We start from the raw sequence: 18,613 nt of genomic DNA, 5'->3' as shown, positions 1-18,613 counted from the left end.
ACCCGGGCCCCTCCACCCGTCCCCGTACAACGCAAAACATGGCTCAGCGCGTCAAGGCGCCGGGACGCAGGTCTTGGTGGCCCCACACACCAGGTCGCGTGCGCAGTCCTCGTCGCCCACGCACTTCGTGCCCTGGGTGCAGTCGTAGCCGCTGCCGCCGGTCATGCCGTTCACCCGGAAGGCGTTGTTGGTGATGCGCTCGGTCATCGCCTGATTGCCGATGGAGCCCTTCAGCTTGTGGGTGACGTTCACGGTGATGGTCCCGGTGGTGACCGCCGCCTCGATTTCAAACGGCTCCGCCACCGCGTTGATGGCGTCCCGGATGATGAGGGCAATCTGCGTCGCGGGCGTGCCGTTCGCCACGGCGACCCGCTGGTTGGCGCTGTTCTTGAGCTTGTTGTCGCGGTCCACCTCGAAGGTGACGGGCGTGTTGATGCCGTCGCTGATGGTGAACGTCTCCTCGTCGAACATGTCCGTGCTGGGAGAGGCCGTGATGGTGCCCGTCGCCGCCTGGAGCGTCTTCACCTTGCAGTTGGCGCTGCACGAGCCGCAGGTGGCGGTGTTGCCGTCGTCGCAGACCTCGTTCGCGGCGTTCGGGTCCTGCACGCCGTCGCCGCAGACGTTGCCCTGGAGCGGGAGGACCGTCTGGCAGTCGTTGCTGCACCGCTGGCAGCTCGCGGTGCCGTAGGTGCAGGAGGTCTCCGTGGAGGTGTTGCCGTCGTCACAGGCCTCGTGGGTGGCGTCCCTCACGTTGTCGCCGCAGACGTTGCCGCTCGCCGTCAGCACCTGCTTGCAGTCGAAGCGGCACACCTGGCAGCTCGCCGTGCCGTAGGGGCAGGAGGTCTCCGTCTGCGTGTTGCCGTCGTCGCAGACCTCGTTCGTGGAGCTCGGGTCCTGCTTGCCGTCGCCACAGACGTTGCCCTGGAGCGTGAGGACCTGCTGGCAGTCGCTGCTGCACCGCTGGCAGCTCGCGGCGCCATAGGGGCAGGAGGTCTCCGTCTGCGTGTTGCCGTCGTCGCAGACCTCGTTCACCGGGTCCTTCACGCCGTCGCCGCAGACGTTGCCCTTCACCGCCAGCACCTGCTTGCAGTTGCCGCTGCACGTCTGGCAGTTCGCCGTGCCGTAGGGGCACGCGGTCTCCGTCTGCGTGTTGCCGTCGTCGCAGACCTCGTTCGCGGCGTTCGGGTCCTTCACGCCGTCGCCGCAGACGTTGCCCTGGAGCGTGAGGGTCTGCTGGCAGTCGCCGCGGCACTTCTGGCAGCTCGCGGTGCCGTAGTCGCATGCGGTTTCCGTCTTCGTGTTGCCGTCGTCGCAGGCCTCGTGGTCCGGGTCCTTCGCGTTGTCGCCGCAGACGTTGCCCGTGCGCGACAGGCTCTCCTTGCAGTCGAAGCGGCACACCTTGCAGGTGGCGGTGCCGTAGGCGCAGGCGTCCTCCGTGTCGGTGTTGCCGTCGTCACAGGCCTCGTTGGTGGCGTCCTTCACGTTGTCGCCGCAGACGTTGCCCGTCAGGTCGAGCGCCGTCTTGCAGTCGCCGCTGCACGCCTGGCAGGTGGCGGTGCCGTAGGCGCACCCGGTCTCCGTCTTCGTGTTGCCGTCGTCGCAGGCCTCCGGGCGGACCGGTCCGCTGACGTTGACCACGCTGTCGCCGCACACGTTCGGCTTGCAGGTGCCCAGGCAGTCGTCGTCGTCGCGCGTGTTGCCGTCGTCGCACTGCTCCTTCGCCGCCGTGTTGGTGACGCCGTCGCCGCAGGCCGTGGGGGTGCAGTCGATATCGCAGATGGCCGAGCTGGGCCCGTCGTCACACTGCTCGCCCGCCGCGGTGTTGAGGAACCGGTCGCCGCAGGCCGCGGGCGTGCAGTCCGCGTTGCAGGTGCGGGAGTTGCCCGCCGTGTCGCACAGCTCGCCGCGCGTGACGTTGGTGAAGCCGTCGCCGCAGAAGGCGATGGTGCAGTCCGCGTCGCAGGTGGAGCTGTTGACGGGGCCGGGGTTGTCGCACTGCTCGCCGGAAGACGTGTTCACCACGCCGTCGCCGCAGGAGCGCAGGGTGCAGTTGGCGTTGCAGTAGGCGGACTCACCCCTGTCGTCGCACAGCTCGCCCGCGGTCCGGTTCAGGATGCCGTCACCGCAGACGCGCACGGTGCAGTTGACGTTGCAGGTGGCGGACTCGCCCTTGTCGTCGCACTGCTCCTCGCCGTCGCGGACGCCGTTGCCGCAGCCTTCCGCGGAGCGGCAGTCCGCGCTGCAACCGTCCTCGCTCACGTTGTTGCCGTCGTCGCAGATTTCACCCTTGATGACGTCGACGACGTTGTTGCCGCAGGTCTCGTCGGACTTGCAGTCGGAGCTGCACCCGTCGCCGTTGATGTTGTTGCCGTCGTCGCACTTCTCGCCCTTGGCCTCGTCCTTGTATCCGTTGCCGCAGCTCTCCAGGGAGCGGCAGTCCGCGCTGCACCCGTCGCCGCTGACGGTGTTGCCGTCGTCGCAGCGCTCCTCCTTGGAGGGGTCGGTGTACTTGTTGCCGCACGTCTCGTTGGACAGACAGTCCGCGCTGCATCCGTCGCCGCTGGTGTTGTTGCCGTCGTCGCACTTCTCGCCCACGGCCGTGTCCATGATGCCGTTGCCGCACAGCTCGTTGGACTTGCAGTCCGCGCTGCACCCGTCACCGTCCAGGGTGTTGCCGTCGTCGCACTTCTCCTTCGTGGCCTGGTCCACGACGCCGTTGCCGCACGCCTCGGTGGACTTGCAGTCGCGGCTACAGCCGTCGCCGTCCACGATGTTGCCGTCGTCACACTGCTCGTTGTCCTGGATGACGCCGTCGCCGCAGTCCGACGAGATGCAGACGCCCTGGGTCGCGGCGCACTTCAGGCCTTCCGGACACACGAGCCCTGCGGGGCAGTCCACGGTCGTGGGCTGGAAGCAGGAGGAGAGGAGGAGCAGCGGCGCGGCCAGCAGCAGCAGGGCGCGTGCCAAGGGGGAGCCGCCCGGGGGCGGAGAGGAGGAGACGCGTGTCATGCGAAGACCTCAGAAGCGGAACGTGGCCACGGCACCGCCCGAACCCGCGCCGAGGAGCGGCGTGACCTGCACGGTCGCCGCCTCCTGGCCCGGTTCGATGCGGTACGGCTTGGGTTGGTTGAGGACGGCGAGCACCGCGCCGGTGACGAGGACCGCGCCGCCCACGGCGTACCCGGCGATGGCGCCGGTCTGCATCAGGTTGCCCTGGGAGCGCTCATCGGAGACGGCGGTGGGCGGCACGCAGCCCCCGCATTCGGCGATGCCCGACTCGAAGGCGCGGAAGTGGTCGCGCGACTGGAGGTGGAGGAAGGCGCTGCCGCCCGCCACGGCCACGCCCGCGCCCATCACCAGCCAGGGCATCGCGGCGGACCAGCGGCGCTGGTAGCGGATGAGGTCGTCGGAGGTGAAGAGCTTCAGGTCCAGCGTCGTCGTCTCACCGGGCAGCAGCGTGCGGCTCTGGTCGCTGGGCACGAAGCCCGTCATCGTCGCGACGATGCTGTGCGCGCCGGGGCGCACCAGCCCTTCGTAGCGGCCGGGGGCCACGAACAGCGGCTGGCCGTCCATCGTCACCGTGGCGCCGGGCGTGGCGCAGGTGATGTCCACCCGCGCCAGCTGCTTCTCCACCAGCGTCTTGTAGTTGCGCGCGTACTCGAACTTCTCCTTCTCCAGCGGCGCCGGTCCGAAGCGCAGCGCCGCCACCAGGTGCTCGTGCACCTCCACGGGCTGGTCCAGGTTCATCAGCGCCAGCGCGAGGTTGTAGTGGATGGCCGGGTGGTCCCAGCGCGCCAGCGCCTGGCGGTACTTCTCCACGGCCTGCACGAAGATGGATTCCTTCAGGAGCGCGTTGCCTTCGCCGAACAGCGCGAGCGACGCGTCCTGGTCCGCCTTGGAGATGCCCTTCGCCCAGGGGCGCTCTTCCGGGCCCGCCGAGCCCTCCAGCGTGCTGCTGGCCTGCTCCTGCTGGGCCTCTTGAGCCTTCGGCGTGGGAGGCGGGGGCAGGGGAAGGGACTCGGAGAGGGGCGCGTCCGTGGGAGCTGGGACGGGCGTCTGCGCGGCCTCGGCGGCGGAAGGCTTCCGTCGGCGCTTCGTGCCGGTGCCGGACAGCTTGGCCTTGCCCGTCGTCTTGCCCGCCGCCTTCGAGGCGGTGGACTTCTTCGCGGTGCCCGGCGTCTTAGCGGTGCCCGCCTTGCGCGTGCCCCGGGACGTCTTCGTGGTGCCGGTCCGTGGCGCCGGCTCCTGCGCCTGCGCGGGCACCGTCTCCAGCGCCAGCAGCACCGACAACACGAACGCGGACCTGCTCATCAGCCTGTTCACGATGCTTCTCACTTCAGGACCTCGATGACCGGACTGCCCAGCTGGGATTGCAGACGGGAGACGCGCTCCTTCTCCCGCTTGAGCAACGTGGAGAGTTCTTCCGCCGCGCGGAGGGCTTCCTCGCGGGCGTCGCGCGCGGAGTCGGCGCTTTCCTCGGCGCGCTTCTTGGCGCTCCGGGCGCGCAGCTGCGCTTCCTGGGCGCGCTGGAGCGCGGACACCAGTTCGTCGTTCTTGCTGAGCAGCTCCTGGTTCGCCAGCGCCACCTGCTCGTTGGCGGACTCCGCCGCCTGCTGCGCCTTCTGGCGCTCCAGCTCCTTGGCCTGCACCTCGGCCAGACGCTGCTTGGCCTCCGTCTCCGCGCCGCGGGCGGTGGACTCGGCGGCGCGCGCGATGATCTCCGCGGCCTGGGCCGCCTGGGCCTGCTTTTCGGCCTCCTGCTGCGCGTTGCGGATGACGACGAGCGCCACCACCGACGCCACCACCAGCAGTCCCAGGAACGTGGCGCTGCCGACCATCAGCGCCCGCTTCAACCGGCGTCCCTTCTTCGCCTGCGCGAACACCGACGCGAGGAAGTCCTGCTGCAACTGGGGCAGCTCTCCCCGGTAGCGCCGCTGGAAGCGCTGGGCTTCCTCCACCAGCTCACCGCGCCACAAGAGGTGCGCGTCGAAGTTCTTGCCCTGCCACTGCCGGGCCGCGTTGCGCAGCTGCTCCAGGAACGCGGAGTCCTCCTGTCCCTCGTCCAGCCAGCGCCGCAGCGTGGGCCAGCTGTGCAGCAACGATTCGTGGACGATCTCCACCGTCGCGCCCGTGGCGCCGCCTCCGGTCTGCACCACCAGCAGGCGCGCCTGCACCAGGTGGTCGATGAGGCGCTGCATCTCGCCGGTGTCCTTCGTCAGCTCGCGCAGCTCGTCCAGGGACACGATGGCGCGCGTGCGCTCCGGCGTGACGAGCCGCAGGAAGAGCGCGCGCACCAGCGTGCGCTCCTGGGGGGAGAGGCTCTCCAGCACGCTGTCCGCGTGGCTCGCCAGCGCGCCCGCGATGCCGCCCATGGCCTGGTAGGCGCTCTCCGTGAGCAGCCGGTTCGTGACGTCGCGCGCCTCCCACAGCTGGGTGGCGGCGAACTGCAGCAGCGGCAGCGCGCCCTGGCTCGAGTCCAGGTGCTCCAGCATGCTGGACACCATCGCGGGGTTTTCGAACTGGTAGCCCGCGCGCTCCGCCGGCTGCACCAGCGCGTCCTTCAAGCCCTCGCGAGCGGGCGCGGTGAGGAAGTAGAGCCCCTGGCTGAGCTCCGCCATGAAGCGCTCGTCCTCAGGCACCCGGTCCAGGAAGTCCGAACGGATGGAGAGGATGACGCGGATGGGCGTGGTCGCGTCGTCCGCGATGCCCGACAGGCACGCGGTGAAGGCGAGCCGCTCCTGGGCATCCGGCACCAGCGTGTAGAGCTCCTCGAACTGGTCGATGAAGAGGAGGATGCGCCGCCGCTCCCGCCGCGCGCGGCTGCGGAGCACGTTGCCCACGTAGCCGGGCTCCGCGCGCAGCCGTTCCACCAGCCGCTGCTGCTCCTGGAGGTCGTCCTCGATGGTGGTGGACGAGCTCATCAGCGGCGCGACGATGCTCGCCAGCGCGGACAGCGGGTTTCGCCCGGGGCGGATGACGAGCGCCTCCCAGGGCGTGCCGGAGCGCTTGAGCACCGGCACCAGGCCCGCGCGCACGAACGACGACTTGCCCGTGCCGGACGGGCCCACCACGGCCAGCAGCGGCCGGTCGTTGATGCGGTTCACCAGCGCGGCGATTTCACGGGTGCGGCCGAAGAAGCGGTCCGCGTCCGCTTCCTGGAAGGAGCTGAGGCCCGCGTAGGGGCTCTCGTCCACGCGCAGCTCGCGGCTCATGCGGCCGGGGAGGAAGGGCTCCAGCGCGCGCAAGAGCGAGGCCGCGTCCGGGAAGCGCTCGTCCTTGCGCTTGAGCAGGCAGCGGTCCACGACGGCCGCCAGCTCCTGCGGGACGTCTGGCGCCATGCTCTTCAGGAGCGGCATCGGTTCGTCCAGCATGCCCGTCACCATCAGCTGCGGGCCGCGCAGCGGATCCAACGGGTGCTTGCCGGCGAGCATGCGGAACAGCATCAACCCCACGGCCCAGATGTCCGTGCGGTTGTCCACGGCCACCCCGATGCCCCACTGCTCCGGGGACATGAAGGCCATGGTGCCCATGATGGCGCCCTTGCGGGTGAGGTTGGACACGTCCTCGCCCATGCCCTCCACCGAGTGCAGGCGCGGCTGGGCCTGGGGCGCCCCCGCGGGTGTCTCCGGCGGGTCGTCGCCCTGGAGCACCTTGGCGATGCCGAAGTCGAGCACCTTGATGGCGCCCGAGTCCGTCACGACGATGTTCTCCGGCTTGAGGTCGCGGTGGACGATGCCCTGCTCGTGGGCGCACACCAGCGCCTTCACCACCGGCACCATCAGCTCCACCGCGCGCGCGGGCGGCAGGCGCTGGTTGCCCAGCACCTTCGTCAGCGGCTTGCCCTGGAGGTACTCCAGCACCATGAAGGGGCCGCCGGGGAACTCGCCCACCTCGTAGATGATGACGATGTTCTCGTGGCTGCACCGCGCGGTGGCGCGCGCCTCCAGGATGAAGCGCCGGGTGATGTCGGCGTCCTCGCTGTGCAGGAACTTGATGGCCACCCGGCGCCCCAGCCGCACGTCGCGCGCGAGGAACACCGTGCCCATGCCGCCGGAGCCCAGCTCGCGGATGAGCTCGTAGTGCTGCAGGCGCATGCCCGGGCGCAGCGCGTGGCCCTGGATGGAGGGCCCCGTGTCGTTGCCGGTGTCACCCGTGCCCGAGCCCGTGCCCGGACGCGACGGCCCGTCCCAGGTGGACGAGGACCCCGTGGACGAAGACCCCGTCGACGAGGACCCGGTGTTGGAGGCGCGCGACGGCGGCTCCACCGGCGCCGGAGTGGCCCCGAAGAGTGACTCCACGTCGGCGGCCTGCGTCCGGTCCGTCAGGTCCGAGGACACACCCGTCACGCCCACCGCGGAAGGACTCCGCCGCACGGCACCTGCTTCGTTCTTCATCATTGTCCGGCCACTTTTCCCGCGACGCATTCACAGCCATGGCGCGACCCGGGCGACTCCGCCCGATGCATCCGTGCGCTGGGTACAGCCCCCCGGCCCTGCCACCACGGGTCGAAATCATACACGGACACGGAAGCGCGGACAGTTCACCGCCCTCCATGGGAGGCGTGTCTGTTTTGACCTTGGAGGGCAGGAAGGCAGACGGGCGGATGGTGCAACGCTGTGTGACATCCACTCGCACCCGCATGCGAAAGACATTGCGGCGCTGTGACACGGAGCGCGTCACATGGGTGGCCCGTTCCATAACGCGCCCACTGTTCTGATGACGCGCGCTGTCAGAAGATGGAATTCCCAGAGGGGAAAGATGGCAGGTCCAGTAAAAATCCAATCAATCTGTTTTCCTTGATTAAAACAAGGAATCCATGGTTATTTGGACTCCCATGGTTCCTTCCACTCCGACCCAGCCCCCCGCTCCCGGTCCTTCGCGTGGACGTGCCTCCTGGGTCCTGGCGGGCGCGGGCCTGGCGGCCGTGGTGGCCGCCGTGGGGCTGCTGTGGCGTGGCGGTGACGACGCCCCGGCCCCCTCGGCGGTGGCCGCCCCTGTCAAAGCCTCGCGGTCTCCGGGTTCACATGGCGGTGGTGGGGGCGCCGGGGCGGCGGCCTCCGGCGTGGCGGAGGCGGAGGCCGCGGAGCGCCGCTTCTCGGACCAGACGTGCTTCCCGGAGCTGGCGCGCTTCAACGACGGCGTGACGCTGGACTCGTTCCGGGACCAGGCCGCGCCGCTGCTCGCGTCGAAGGACCCGCTCGTCCGCGACTACCTGATGTCGAAGCTCTCGGAGCTCATCGGCGACGACGCGGGGAAGGCGGGGCAGGTGGTGGCGTGGGCGCGGGACGCGCAGGGCGCGGAGTTCAAGGTGCTGCTGTCGGGCCTGCGTGGGTCGGACGCGGTGCAGAAGCCCCAGGTCGCGGCGAAGCTGCTGGAGGCGGGGATGGACCCGGGGCTGTCCATCGAGCGGCGCGCGGGCATGCTCTCCGCGCTCGACTCGCAGAAGCGCCTGACCCCGGAGGCGATGGACCGGATGGCGGACTTCGCGCGCGACCCCGCGTCCACCGAGGCGGGCTGGGCCGCCACGCGCACCCTGGGCCGTGTGATGGCGCGCGAGTCCCAGAACCTGGGCGACGCGTCGCCCTACCTCGACCGGCTCATCACCATCGCCACCGACTCGCCGGACGAACAGATCCGCCACCTGGCGCAGACGGCACCGCTGCACAACTCGCCGGTGCTGGACGCGAAGACCACGGACCGCTTCGCGCGCATCCTGCAGAGCGAGGGCAACGAGGACGGCCGCGACGCGGCGGCGCAGGTGCTGGCCATGTCCTCCGACAAGGAGCAGACGCTGAAGCTGTTCGCGGACTCCTTCAACCGCGAGCAGTCCGTGTGCGTGCGCTGGGCGCTGTTCCGCTTCTCCGCGCGCGTCGCGGGCCGGGACGCCCTGCCCGTGATGGCGAACATGGCGGCCGTGGACCCGCGCTTCCAGGCGCTCTACGGCACCTTCGAGACGCTCTACGCCCAGGGCAACGTCGACTTCATCCGCGTCTGGAACGAGCTGCCGGACCAGAACCCCTTTGGCTGCATGGACCGCCACCAGTAGGAGCCCCGCATGCCCCGCTTCCTCCAAGGTCTTCGCGCGCTCGGTGGCCTGACGCTGATGCTCACGTCCCCGGCGGCCTTCGCCCAGTCCACGCCCTCCGCCGCGATGCCGGCGCTGAAGGGGGAGAGCTGTTCGGTCCAGGGGTTGATGGACCAGCTCCGCCAGGGGCTGGGCTCCAGCTCCAAGGCCTACCGGGACTATCTGAACGCCGTGCTGCGCGAGGCCGCCGTGTCGCTGCCCTCCGGGGAGCTGCACGCGGCGTTCGACCGGGAGACCGCCCCCGCGATGGTGGAGCAGCTGGCCGCGGCGCTGGTGGCGCGCAGCGAGCGCGAGGCGGAGAAGGACGCCATCCAGGCCGTGGCCCGCCGCGCGCTGGAGGACCGCGACCCGTCCGTCCGCGCCGCCACCGTGCGCGCCATGCGCCGCACCGGCGCGCTGGAGAAGACGGGGGACATGTACGAGCGGCTCATGCGGGACGGCTCGCCGGAGGTCCGCATGGAGGCGGCGAAGAACCTCATCGAGGACAACCAGTACGTCTATTCCGCCCACCACGGCCCGGCCACGGACATGGCGGTGAATGCCGCCACGGCGTCCACGGATCCGAAGGTGACGGCGAAGATATTGGAGTCCCTGGACACGCGCCGGATGGGGCCGGAGGCAGGGCAGAAGCTGCTCGGGATGCTGGGCCACGAGAGCGCGGACGTGCGGCGCTCCGCGGCGCTCGCGTTGGGCGGCGTGCCGGCGGCGCAGATGGGTCCCGCGCGTGAGGCATTGGTGGGCATGTACCGGGGGGAACGGGACGCGGGCGTGCGCAAGGCGCTGGTGCAGGGCATCGCGGAGCTGGGCTTCGCGGACGCCGTGCCGGCGCTGCGCAAGCTGCGGAGCGTGGACCCCGGCATGGCACCGGAGATCGACGCGTGGATCCGCGTCCTCCAATCAGGCGTTCAGGAGTGGGACCTGCTCTTGAGAGAGAAGCAGCGGCTGCAACAGGTCCATTGAGCGGCACCCTCATGGGGCCGGACCCGCCGGCCCGAAAGGAACACCCCCGATGCGTCTCACGAAGAAGTCGGCCCTCGCGGCCCTCCTGGTCCTCGCGGTTCCCTCGGTCGCGGCTGCGTACTCGTACACGGTGAAGTCTCCCTTCCCGGGCACGGTGACGGCGACGACGTACTACTCCAGCGGCACGTTCCACGGTGCGGTGGACATCTCCAGCGGCCGTTGCAACTACTGGGGCGTGGAGACGGGCGTGATGGCGTCCCTGTCCTGGAACGTGACGGTCCGCACGTCGGGCGTCTACTGCAACGGCACGGGCAGCGGCACGCAGAACGAGGCGAAGCACGCCTTCTCCAACGGCAAGACGTTCCGCCTGTGGCACTTCATCAAGACGGCGGACTCGTATGACCGCACGTGCAACCGCTGCCAGGTGGGCAACGAGGGCGGTACGGGCAACGCCACGGGTCCCCACGTCCACATGCAGTATGACCAGTCCGGCAGCAACCTGACGGGCTGGTACAGCGGCTACACCACCAAGGGTGAGGCAGTGGACCGCTCGGAGACCGTTGGCGTGCTGGAGTAGTCACGCGGTGTCTGCCGGAGGCGGAGCGTCGTGGGGCGCTCCGCCTTTGGTGGGGTTGGGCAATCAGTAGCAGAAGCTGTTGCAGTACGGCGCGCCGCTGGGCTGGGTGCAGCAGGTCTGGCCGTTGGAACATGTGCCGTTGATACACGCGGGGCGGCAGAGCCCCTCATCGCCAGGACCGTTGTACGCACAGACGGTGGTGCCGGGGCAGGCGCCGGTGCCAGCCTCGCACGCGAGGCCCTGCTCCTGGGTTCCGAGGGTTTCTTCGGCGGTGGTGCTACCGCCGCAAGCCGTGAGACCGAAAACGCAGAACGCCGCGACACACAGGGAACGCCACATGGATGCCTCCAGGAATCAGATGGGACGGCTGGAGGATACAGGCACCGGGGCCTGATCAGGTGCCGCGCGCGCGGAGGCCGCGATGCAGAACTGCGCGGCCCAGTACAGCAGCATGACGGCGTAGCCCAGGCCGGGCAGGGGCGCGACGAAGAGCCGGATGGAGAGCAGCCCGTCGCTGGCGGAGAACAGCAGCGCGCCCCCGAATGCCAGCCATTGTTCGCGCCGCGTGAGCGCCGGGCTCCCCATCAGGGCCGCCGCGCGCCAGCCCATCGTGCAGATGACGGCGACGTAGGCCGTCACGGGCGGCGCCATCCCGCCCAGGCCGGGCCACAGGCCCACGGTGGCACCCGCCGCCAGCAGCGCGAAGGGCAGCGCTCGCGGCAGGTCCAGGCGCCGCGTCACGGAGAGGAACGCGGCGATGTAGCCCACGTGGGCCAGCAGGAACGCGCCCAGGCCCGGCAGGAACAGGTCCGGGCTCATCTCCAACAGCACGTCCCCGAGCAGGGACAGCGCCAGTCCCGCGAAGATGAACCGCGCATGGCGTGCCCGGACGGGCCACAGCCACAGCAGCAGGCACACCATGGGCAGCGCCTTGGTGACGAGCCGCGCCTCCCGGGGCCCCACGTCCATGACGAAGAGGAAGCCCACCACGCCCGCCAGGCTTGCCGCCGCCAGGAGCTTTGTTCCGCTTGTCCATCCCTCGCGCATGGGGCGGCACCATAGCGCCGCCAGCGCGCGGGCACTTCGATGGTCTGGAGGGCGCTTCGCCATCACCGCGAAGGTCCCAATTCTTTGCATCAGCGACGTGGGACGGGACTCAACTGAGTGCGTTCCGTGTCTCCAGTGTTTGCTGTCAGGTCAAGAAAAACACGATTACGTCAAGAATGTTTCCGCTGACTCCTTCCTTCACACAGCCCGGCTGAAGCATACGGACGTCCAGCGCCCCGGGCTGAAGCATTGCCAGCCGGCCGCTGTTCCAACTCAAAGGGAGATTCCCCACATGCGTCTGCCATTCGCAGGTTCGCTCGTGCTTGCCACGTTGATCAGCTGTTCCCCTCCGCCGCCAGAAGAGAGCGGACCGCCCGCCTCTGGCGCCCCCGTGACCTCACGCGCGGGTCTGACTTCACCGCAGCCCCAATTGCTTGCGTCCGCAATCAACGCGCCCTCGGATGGGCTTGCCTTCGTGACCCTCACCGTCACGCCGCGCGACGTGAACGGCGACCCCCTGGGGACGGGGCTCCATGTCGAGGTGCTGAGCAGTGATGGGACGGTCACGCTGGGCGGCACGGGGACCTCGGCCTGCACGGTGAATGCTCCGGGCGCGACGTGCCTGACGGCGGTGGACTCCGGCGCGGGGAGCTATGTCGTCACCGCGCGGAGCTCCACGCCGCTGACCGTGCCGACGACCTTCTCCGCCACCGTCACGGACGGGAGCGGCACCACGACGATTCCGGACACGGTGGACGTCACGTTCGACTCGGCGCTGTTCGGCGGCGGCTCGGGCTGCACCGGGCCGTGCGGCACCACCGTCACCACCGGCAACGTGACGATTACCTCCAGCCACGCGGGCGGCCGGAACCTCTACATCACCGGCGGCACCGTCACCTTCGACGCCACGACGGTGGGGCAGACCTTCGGTGACGTCTTCATCACGGGCGGCACGGTGACGCACCTCCAGGGCACCAACGCCGCCATGTTCAAGCTGGACGTGCTCACGGGCTCGTGGAACCTGCTGGGCGGCACGGTCAACACCACCAACAAGGGCTACGGGATGAGCTGCAATCCCAATGGCTCCTGCGGTGGCAACGGCCTGGTCAGCTTCGGCCCCAACGGCGTGCCGTCGTCGTCGCTCGTGGGCACCAGCATGCTGTACGGCGCGAGCCACGGCGGCATGGGCTCCGGCAACTACCGGATGAACATCTCGCAGGCCAACAACAACCAGGCGGGCAACGCGGGGACGACCTACGGCGACTACCGCGACCCGAAGTACCCCGGCGCCACCAACGACACGTACTCGGGTTCCCACGGAGGCGGCGTGGTGCGCATCACGTCCACGGGTCCCTGCGTGCTGGCCGGGGCCTCCACCCTCGCCGCGTCCGCTTCCTTCAATGCCGCGGGGGGCTCCATCAACCTGCGGTGCGGGGGCATCATCTCCACGGGCTGGACGGGAAGCATCAACGCGGATGGCGGCAAGGGCGCGGGGAACTCCTCCATCCCGAATGGCGCGGGTGGCGGTGGCCGCATCGCGCTGGTCAGCACCGGTGACGCCGCGACGATGACGGGCGCGGTGAGCTACCCGCCCGTGAACCTCCCCGCCCGGGTCCATGCCTTCGGCGGCACGCCGGCCAACTCCAGCTACGTGGTGGGCGCGGGCGGCGCGGGCACCATCTACCTGAAGCACAGCGGGCTGACCTACGGCGACCTCGTCATCGCGAACAACTCGCCCGCGCACTACCAGAACGAGGGCACCACGCGACTCCCCTCGCTGGCGGGCACCATCACGACGAACGTCACCGCGGGCGCCACCGCCATTCCCGTCTCCGTCGCCAGCACGATGTTCAACGCGACCTATTACGAGAACGCGGGCGCACCGCTGAACTTCAACCCCGCGCTCACCCAGAACACGACCCCGTCGACCAGCGTCGCCTACAACGGCGTGTTCGCGGGCGGCTGGCTGCGGCCGGACATCACCGCCGCGGGTGGGGCGCTGCTGGACCCGTCCAACCTGGTGAGCGTCACCACCAACGCGGTGGGCAACCTGACGACCAGCGCCGTGCCCTCCAACGTCGCGTCCGGCGCGTTCTTCCGCAGCGTGGACGTGCTGGACCACCTGGACGTGCTCGGCAACGCGGTGCTGGAGACCAATGGCGACATCCACGTGCTGTCCGGCAACACGACGAGCTCCGGCGCGCCCACGATGACCGTGAACGGCCTGGTGCTCTTCGACACGACGAGCGGCAGGACGGGCCGCATCGAGTACGCGGCCGGCGCGGTGAACGTCGTGCAGGCCACGCAGGCCCTGTCCGCGGTGGGCGGCGGCACGCTCGTCGCGGACAACGTGACGGTGTCCGCCGGCTCCATCACGGTGCCCGCCATCGCCGCGTCCGGTGACGTGACCCTGAGTGGCGGCACGCTGGTCACCAACTCGCTCAAGGCGGCGCGCTACACGCAGTCCGCGGGCACCCTCAAGCACTACCTGCCGCTGTTCAAGACGTCGCCCGCCGCCGCGCAGGTGTCCAGCCTCAACATGACGCTCACGGAGACCTTCCGCCTCACGGGCGGCGCGGTCGACGTCGCGGGGCTGGGCTACCCGGCGGCGATGGATGCCCAGGGCGCGCCACTGACCCTCTGGGGCTTTGGTGCGACGGGCCCCTCGTCCGCGGCCAGTCCGGCGGGCGGCTACGGCGCGAGCCACGGTGGCGTCGGTGGCGGGTACACGGCGGGCTCGGTACGAGGCATGGTCTACGACGACTACCGCGACCCCCGGTATCCGGGCGGCGCGGGGACGACCGTCGGCAGCTCGCCGGCGTATCTGGGCTACCGGAGCCCCGGCGGCGGTGTGTTCCGGGTCAATGCCGCCGGAGTCTGCACGCTGGGCGGGACCTCCCTCATCAAGGCGAGCGCGGTGTCCTACGGCGCGGCGGGTGGCTCCATCTCCCTGCGCTGCGGGGGGTTCGACACCACGGGTTGGAACGGCACCCTCACCGCCAACGGATCGAATGCCTTCTCCTCCAGCTCGAACGGCTCCACGCGCGCGGGCGGTGGCGGGCGCATCGCGCTGGTGAGCACGGGGGATGCCTCCAGCTTCGTTGGGGCCATGGGCTACCCGTTCCCCACGGGCAACGCGCAGCTCCAGGCGCGCGGCGGCACCGGCATCAGCGCCACGTACACCGACGGCGGCGCGGGCACGGTGTTCCTCAAGCACAGCGGCGTGGCGTACGGCCAGCTGCTCATCAACAACAACAACCAGACGCACTACGCCACGGGCGGCTACACGCCGTTCGTCTCCATCGCGGGCACGGTCAGCAGCGCGGCCAACGCCGGTGACACGGCGCTCAGCGTGAACATCACCAGCACGCCGCTCCACAACTCGGCCGCCTTCAACCAGCTCCTCGCTGGCATGTGGCTGCGGCCCGACACCAGCGTGAACAGCGGCACGTTGCCCGCGGACAACCTGGTCACGGTCTCCGGCAACACCTTCGTCAGCACCACGCAGTCGCAGCTGACGACGTCGCCCCTCCTGGCCCCGGTGGCGGCGGGCGCGAGCCTCAAGAGCGCCGACCTCTTCGACGTCTACAACGTCGTGGGTGGGGCCATCGCCCAGACGAACGGCGACCTGTACGTCGTTCCGTAGCCCGGTCCCTCCGGCCCGCCGCGCGACAGGGGCGGCGGGCTGGGGGACGCACGTTTAACTCGGCTTAATTCAAGGGGGGACCGGGGCCCACGTGATGAGGGGAAACGACGCACTCATCCACGAGGCCGCTTCCGATGATCCAGTTCCCGCGCTTCATGTCCCAACTCGTGGCTCCCCGTCCGGAGCCCCTGCCCGCTCCGGCCATGAAGGCACCGCCCGCGCCCCGGCCGCAGCCGTTCGGGTCGGCGTCCACGTTCGTCTCCACCCCCGCGCCCGCCAGCAACCTGCACACGGAGCGGCTGGGAGACGGCAGCGCCAACTGCCTGGAGAAGGCGGTGGGGCTGGCCCGGCCCGGTGACTCCATCCTCCTGTTGAAGGACGCGAGCGACGGCGTGGGCCACGCCCTGGTGCGCAGGCCGGACGGCTCCGTGGTGGACCCCAACCACCCGACGGTGCGCTACGAGACGCTGGGCCAGTGGCAGGCGACGCACCCGCGCTACTCGCAGCCGGTGCCGGTGCCCGCGGGCAAGATGCAGCAGGTCCTCTCCTCGCCCCCGGGGCCTCAGCGCGAAGCCCTCATCCAGAAGCTGGGGCTCTCCGGCGTGGCGGACCGCCAGGTGGCGGATGGCGAGCGCTGGGTCTCGCCGATCAAGAACGACATCAACACCCGCGCCAGTCCGGGCACACAGGGCACCTGGGTCGCCACCCTGGACGAGGGGGCCAAGATGAAGGTGCTCGGAGAGAACGACGATGGCACCTGGCTGAACGTGGAGCTGGAGAACGGAACCCAGGCCTGGGTGTACGCGCCTCTGACCCAGGAGGCAGAAGCCCCGCTGCCGCCTCCGCCGCCTCCTCAGCCGTGGGAGTCCCCCGTCCCCCAGTGGGTGGCGGACGGGACGCGCCCGCCCGACATCGAAGTCCACGTCTGGAACGCCCTGCCGAAGGAGAGCCGCGAGGAGATCATCCAGACCGCCCGGGAGAAGGTGGTGGCGGAGATGTGGCCGATGCCGGAGTTCGACGTCAACGGCCCGCCGCCACCCTCCGTGGCTCCGATGGTGTGGGACCACCTTCCGGCCGAGGGCCGGGAGACCGTCTTCCGCCAGGAGTGGCAGGCCGCCGTGCGCGAACAGACGTCGTTCCTCTTCGACGGTGTGAAGGAAGGCGGCGAGGTGGTGGATCACCCCTTCGTTGGCGTGGACAGCGCGTTGGGCCGTGGAAAGGTGGACGAGTGGAGTGAGTTCGCCGTGAACCCGAACTCCGCCGCGCAGTACCTCAACCTCAACGGAATGTTGGGCGACGGCTGGCGCACGCTCCACAAGAACCTGTGCGGCCCGCTGGCCGTGGGCGCGTCCATGGGGCTGCTGCCCACGGAGGCGTTGAACCTCTTCGCGGAAGCCACCAGCGCGGGCCTGCTCAACAGTGGAGTAACGACCGACAACGGGCACCTGGCGACGATGTACCAGACGGCGGGCTGGACCACGGAATACAAGGCGGAGAACGCGCTGCCTCCCGAGGACTTCGCGCGGTTCCTCGCCGACGGCAACTCACTCATCGCGTTGGTGGACATCGACCCGACGGGAGCGGACGGCAAGCTGCGCGCCACCGGCACGGCGCATTGGGTGAACGTCCGCGCGGTGGAAGAGAATGGCAACGGCGACTGGATGGTGCGCGTCTACAACCCCTTCCAGAACCGCGAGGAGGTCTACTCGTGGAAGGACTTCGAGGCCGCGTGGGCCAAGACCGCGGGCAATCGCTCCCACGGCCTGCTCGTCGCCACGCCGCCCCAGGACCCGGCCGCGTCTCCCTGAACGGCGGCGGCCGCGAATTCGACAGCAAGATCCGGGGTGCGAGACAGGGCCGTGTCTGGCGACCGTACTGCCCATGACCCATTCGCAGGATTCCGTCGCCGCGCTGAACCGCGCTTTCGTTCATGCACGGGCCCACATTGAAGGACTGGGGAGCGCGCCCGTGGGCGCGACTGTCGGAGCCGACGAACTGAGGGCAAGGCTGGGCGGGGCGTTGCCGGAGCATGGCAGCCCCCCTGTCGAGGTCGTGGATGCGTTGGTGGCGGCCACCGCTGGAGGCCATCTGGGATCGGCGGGGGGCAGGTTCTTCGCGTGGGTCATTGGCGGGTCCCTGAGTTCGGCTCTTGCCGCGGACTGGCTCACCTCCACCTGGGACCAGAATGCCGCGCTCCATGCCTGCGGCCCCGCCGCGGCCGTCGTCGAGGAGGTCGCTGGCAGGTGGCTCATCGACCTGCTCGGGTTGCCGGACGAAGCGTCCTTCGCGTTCACGACAGGCTGTCAGTTGGCTCACTTCACCTGTCTGGCTGCTGCGCGTGAGGCGGTACTCCGAACCGCTGGCTGGGATGTGAATCGGGATGGGCTGTTCGATGCGCCTCGGATTCGCGTCATCGTCAGCGAGCTTCGCCACGCATCCGTGGACCGCGCTTTGCGGTTCCTGGGCTTCGGCCAGAAGTCCCTGACGGTCCTGCCCACGGCCGCGGATGGAGCCGTGGACCGGGCCGCGTTCCACAGCGCGCTCGGCGGCGGTCCTGGTCCCACCATCGTGGTCCTTGATGCCGCGGACCTCAGCGTCGGAGCGTTTGATGCCTTCGAGGAGCTGATTCCCTCGGCGAAGCGGTCAGGAGCGTGGGTTCACGTTGACGGCGCTTTCGGTCTGATTGCGCGCGCAAGCCGGTCGATGCGGCACCTCCTGACGGGGGTCGAGCTCGCCGATAGCTGGGCGACCGACGCTCACAAATGGCTGAACGTGCCCTTCGACAGTGGCTTCGCCGCGATTCGCGACCGCGCCGCGCACCGGGCAAGCATGACCGTGAACGCGAGCTACATCACCCCGGGGGAGTCGGTCCGCGATCAGATCGACTGGAATCCAGAGTGGTCGCGGCGAGCCAGGGGGTTCGCTGTGTATGCAGCCCTCCGCGAGCTCGGGAGGACCGGCATCGAAGACCTGGTGGACCGGAGCTGCTTGCACGCCCGCGATCTGGTGTCTGGCATCGGCGGACTTCCGGGGGCGCAAGTCCTCTGGCCGCCCACATTGAATCAAGGGTTGATCCGGTTCCTCGACCCGCGCCCTGGCGCAAGCGAAGAGGACCACGACCGTTGGACGGACGGAGTGATCCGCGAGATCAACGAGACGGGAGAGGCGTTCTTCAGTGGGACGGCATGGCGCGGTCGCCGGGCCATGCGCGTGAGTGTCATCAACTGGCGGACCACGGCAGGCGATGTGGCTCGCGCGGTGGAGGCCGCGAGGAGGGTCCTGCGTCGCGCGGCATGAG

Annotated in this window: 10 protein-coding genes; 6 read left to right on the top strand and 4 right to left on the bottom strand. The window is 69.8% G+C overall.

Annotation, left to right across the window (positions count from 1 at the left end; all coding sequences use genetic code 11):
• Positions 1–51 precede the first annotated feature (51 nt).
• The 3 genes from D7X32_RS22695 to D7X32_RS22685 are packed head-to-tail and all read right to left on the bottom strand — an operon-like array spanning position 52 to position 7,397.
• Entirely contained in the window at positions 52–2,967 is a 2,916-nt protein-coding gene (locus tag D7X32_RS22695; protein ID WP_158625740.1) for a DUF4215 domain-containing protein, read from the bottom strand.
• Positions 2,968–3,018: 51 nt separating this feature from the next.
• On the bottom strand, positions 3,019–4,311 hold the full coding sequence (locus D7X32_RS22690) for a peptidase associated/transthyretin-like domain-containing protein (protein WP_120604662.1): 1,293 nt from the start codon (positions 4,309–4,311) through the stop codon (positions 3,019–3,021).
• 20 nt (positions 4,312–4,331) lie between these two features.
• Positions 4,332–7,397, bottom strand: coding sequence for a serine/threonine-protein kinase (locus tag D7X32_RS22685; protein WP_120604661.1), 3,066 nt, complete (start codon positions 7,395–7,397; stop codon positions 4,332–4,334).
• Between the two features lie 437 nt (positions 7,398–7,834).
• Here D7X32_RS22685 and D7X32_RS22680 point away from each other — a divergent pair, with 437 nt between their 5' ends.
• The 3 genes from D7X32_RS22680 to D7X32_RS22670 are packed head-to-tail and all read left to right on the top strand — an operon-like array spanning position 7,835 to position 10,622.
• The gene (locus D7X32_RS22680) at positions 7,835–9,046 is read left to right on the top strand and encodes a hypothetical protein (protein ID WP_120604660.1); all 1,212 of its coding nucleotides are present in this window, start codon (positions 7,835–7,837) and stop codon (positions 9,044–9,046) included.
• A 9-nt stretch (positions 9,047–9,055) separates the two neighbouring features.
• A complete protein-coding gene (locus D7X32_RS22675) occupies positions 9,056–10,045 on the top strand; it encodes a HEAT repeat domain-containing protein (RefSeq protein ID WP_120604659.1) in 990 nt (329 codons plus the stop codon).
• 49 nt (positions 10,046–10,094) lie between these two features.
• On the top strand, positions 10,095–10,622 hold the full coding sequence (locus tag D7X32_RS22670) for a hypothetical protein (RefSeq protein ID WP_120604658.1): 528 nt from the start codon (positions 10,095–10,097) through the stop codon (positions 10,620–10,622).
• Positions 10,623–10,976: 354 nt separating this feature from the next.
• On the opposite strand, the gene D7X32_RS22660 is transcribed toward D7X32_RS22670, so the two are convergent.
• The gene (locus D7X32_RS22660; RefSeq protein WP_120604656.1) at positions 10,977–11,669 is read right to left on the bottom strand and encodes a lysoplasmalogenase; all 693 of its coding nucleotides are present in this window, start codon (positions 11,667–11,669) and stop codon (positions 10,977–10,979) included.
• A 475-nt stretch (positions 11,670–12,144) separates the two neighbouring features.
• Between D7X32_RS22660 and D7X32_RS22655 the strand changes: the two genes are divergently transcribed.
• The 3 genes from D7X32_RS22655 (at position 12,145) to D7X32_RS22645 (ending at position 18,612) form a co-directional block, all read left to right on the top strand.
• Positions 12,145–15,315, top strand: a complete 3,171-nt coding sequence (locus tag D7X32_RS22655) for a beta strand repeat-containing protein (RefSeq protein ID WP_147450224.1) — start codon at positions 12,145–12,147, stop codon at positions 15,313–15,315.
• Positions 15,316–15,449: 134 nt separating this feature from the next.
• Positions 15,450–17,123, top strand: a complete 1,674-nt coding sequence (locus tag D7X32_RS22650) for an SH3 domain-containing protein (RefSeq protein WP_120604654.1) — start codon at positions 15,450–15,452, stop codon at positions 17,121–17,123.
• A 73-nt stretch (positions 17,124–17,196) separates the two neighbouring features.
• A complete protein-coding gene (locus tag D7X32_RS22645; protein ID WP_120604653.1) occupies positions 17,197–18,612 on the top strand; it encodes a pyridoxal phosphate-dependent decarboxylase family protein in 1,416 nt (471 codons plus the stop codon).
• The last annotated feature ends 1 nt before the right edge of the window (position 18,613 follow it).

Source organism: Corallococcus carmarthensis, from assembly GCF_003611695.1.
GTDB lineage: Bacteria > Myxococcota > Myxococcia > Myxococcales > Myxococcaceae > Corallococcus > Corallococcus carmarthensis.
Note: the sequence above shows the minus strand (reverse complement) of the source record. Positions and strands in the feature narration are given on the sequence as shown.

Bases quoted from the DNA above. Each gene is read 5' to 3' on its own strand.
- D7X32_RS22690 (WP_120604662.1), bottom strand. From the start codon at position 4,311: ATGAGCAGGTCCGCGTTCGTGTTGTCGGTGCTGCTGGCGCTGGAGACG.
- D7X32_RS22685 (WP_120604661.1), bottom strand. From the start codon at position 7,397: ATGATGAAGAACGAAGCAGGTGCCGTGCGGCGGAGTCCTTCCGCGGTG.
- D7X32_RS22680 (WP_120604660.1), top strand. From the start codon at position 7,835: ATGGTTCCTTCCACTCCGACCCAGCCCCCCGCTCCCGGTCCTTCGCGT.
- D7X32_RS22675 (WP_120604659.1), top strand. From the start codon at position 9,056: ATGCCCCGCTTCCTCCAAGGTCTTCGCGCGCTCGGTGGCCTGACGCTG.
- D7X32_RS22670 (WP_120604658.1), top strand. From the start codon at position 10,095: ATGCGTCTCACGAAGAAGTCGGCCCTCGCGGCCCTCCTGGTCCTCGCG.
- D7X32_RS22660 (WP_120604656.1), bottom strand. From the start codon at position 11,669: ATGCGCGAGGGATGGACAAGCGGAACAAAGCTCCTGGCGGCGGCAAGC.
- D7X32_RS22650 (WP_120604654.1), top strand. From the start codon at position 15,450: ATGATCCAGTTCCCGCGCTTCATGTCCCAACTCGTGGCTCCCCGTCCG.
- D7X32_RS22645 (WP_120604653.1), top strand. From the start codon at position 17,197: ATGACCCATTCGCAGGATTCCGTCGCCGCGCTGAACCGCGCTTTCGTT.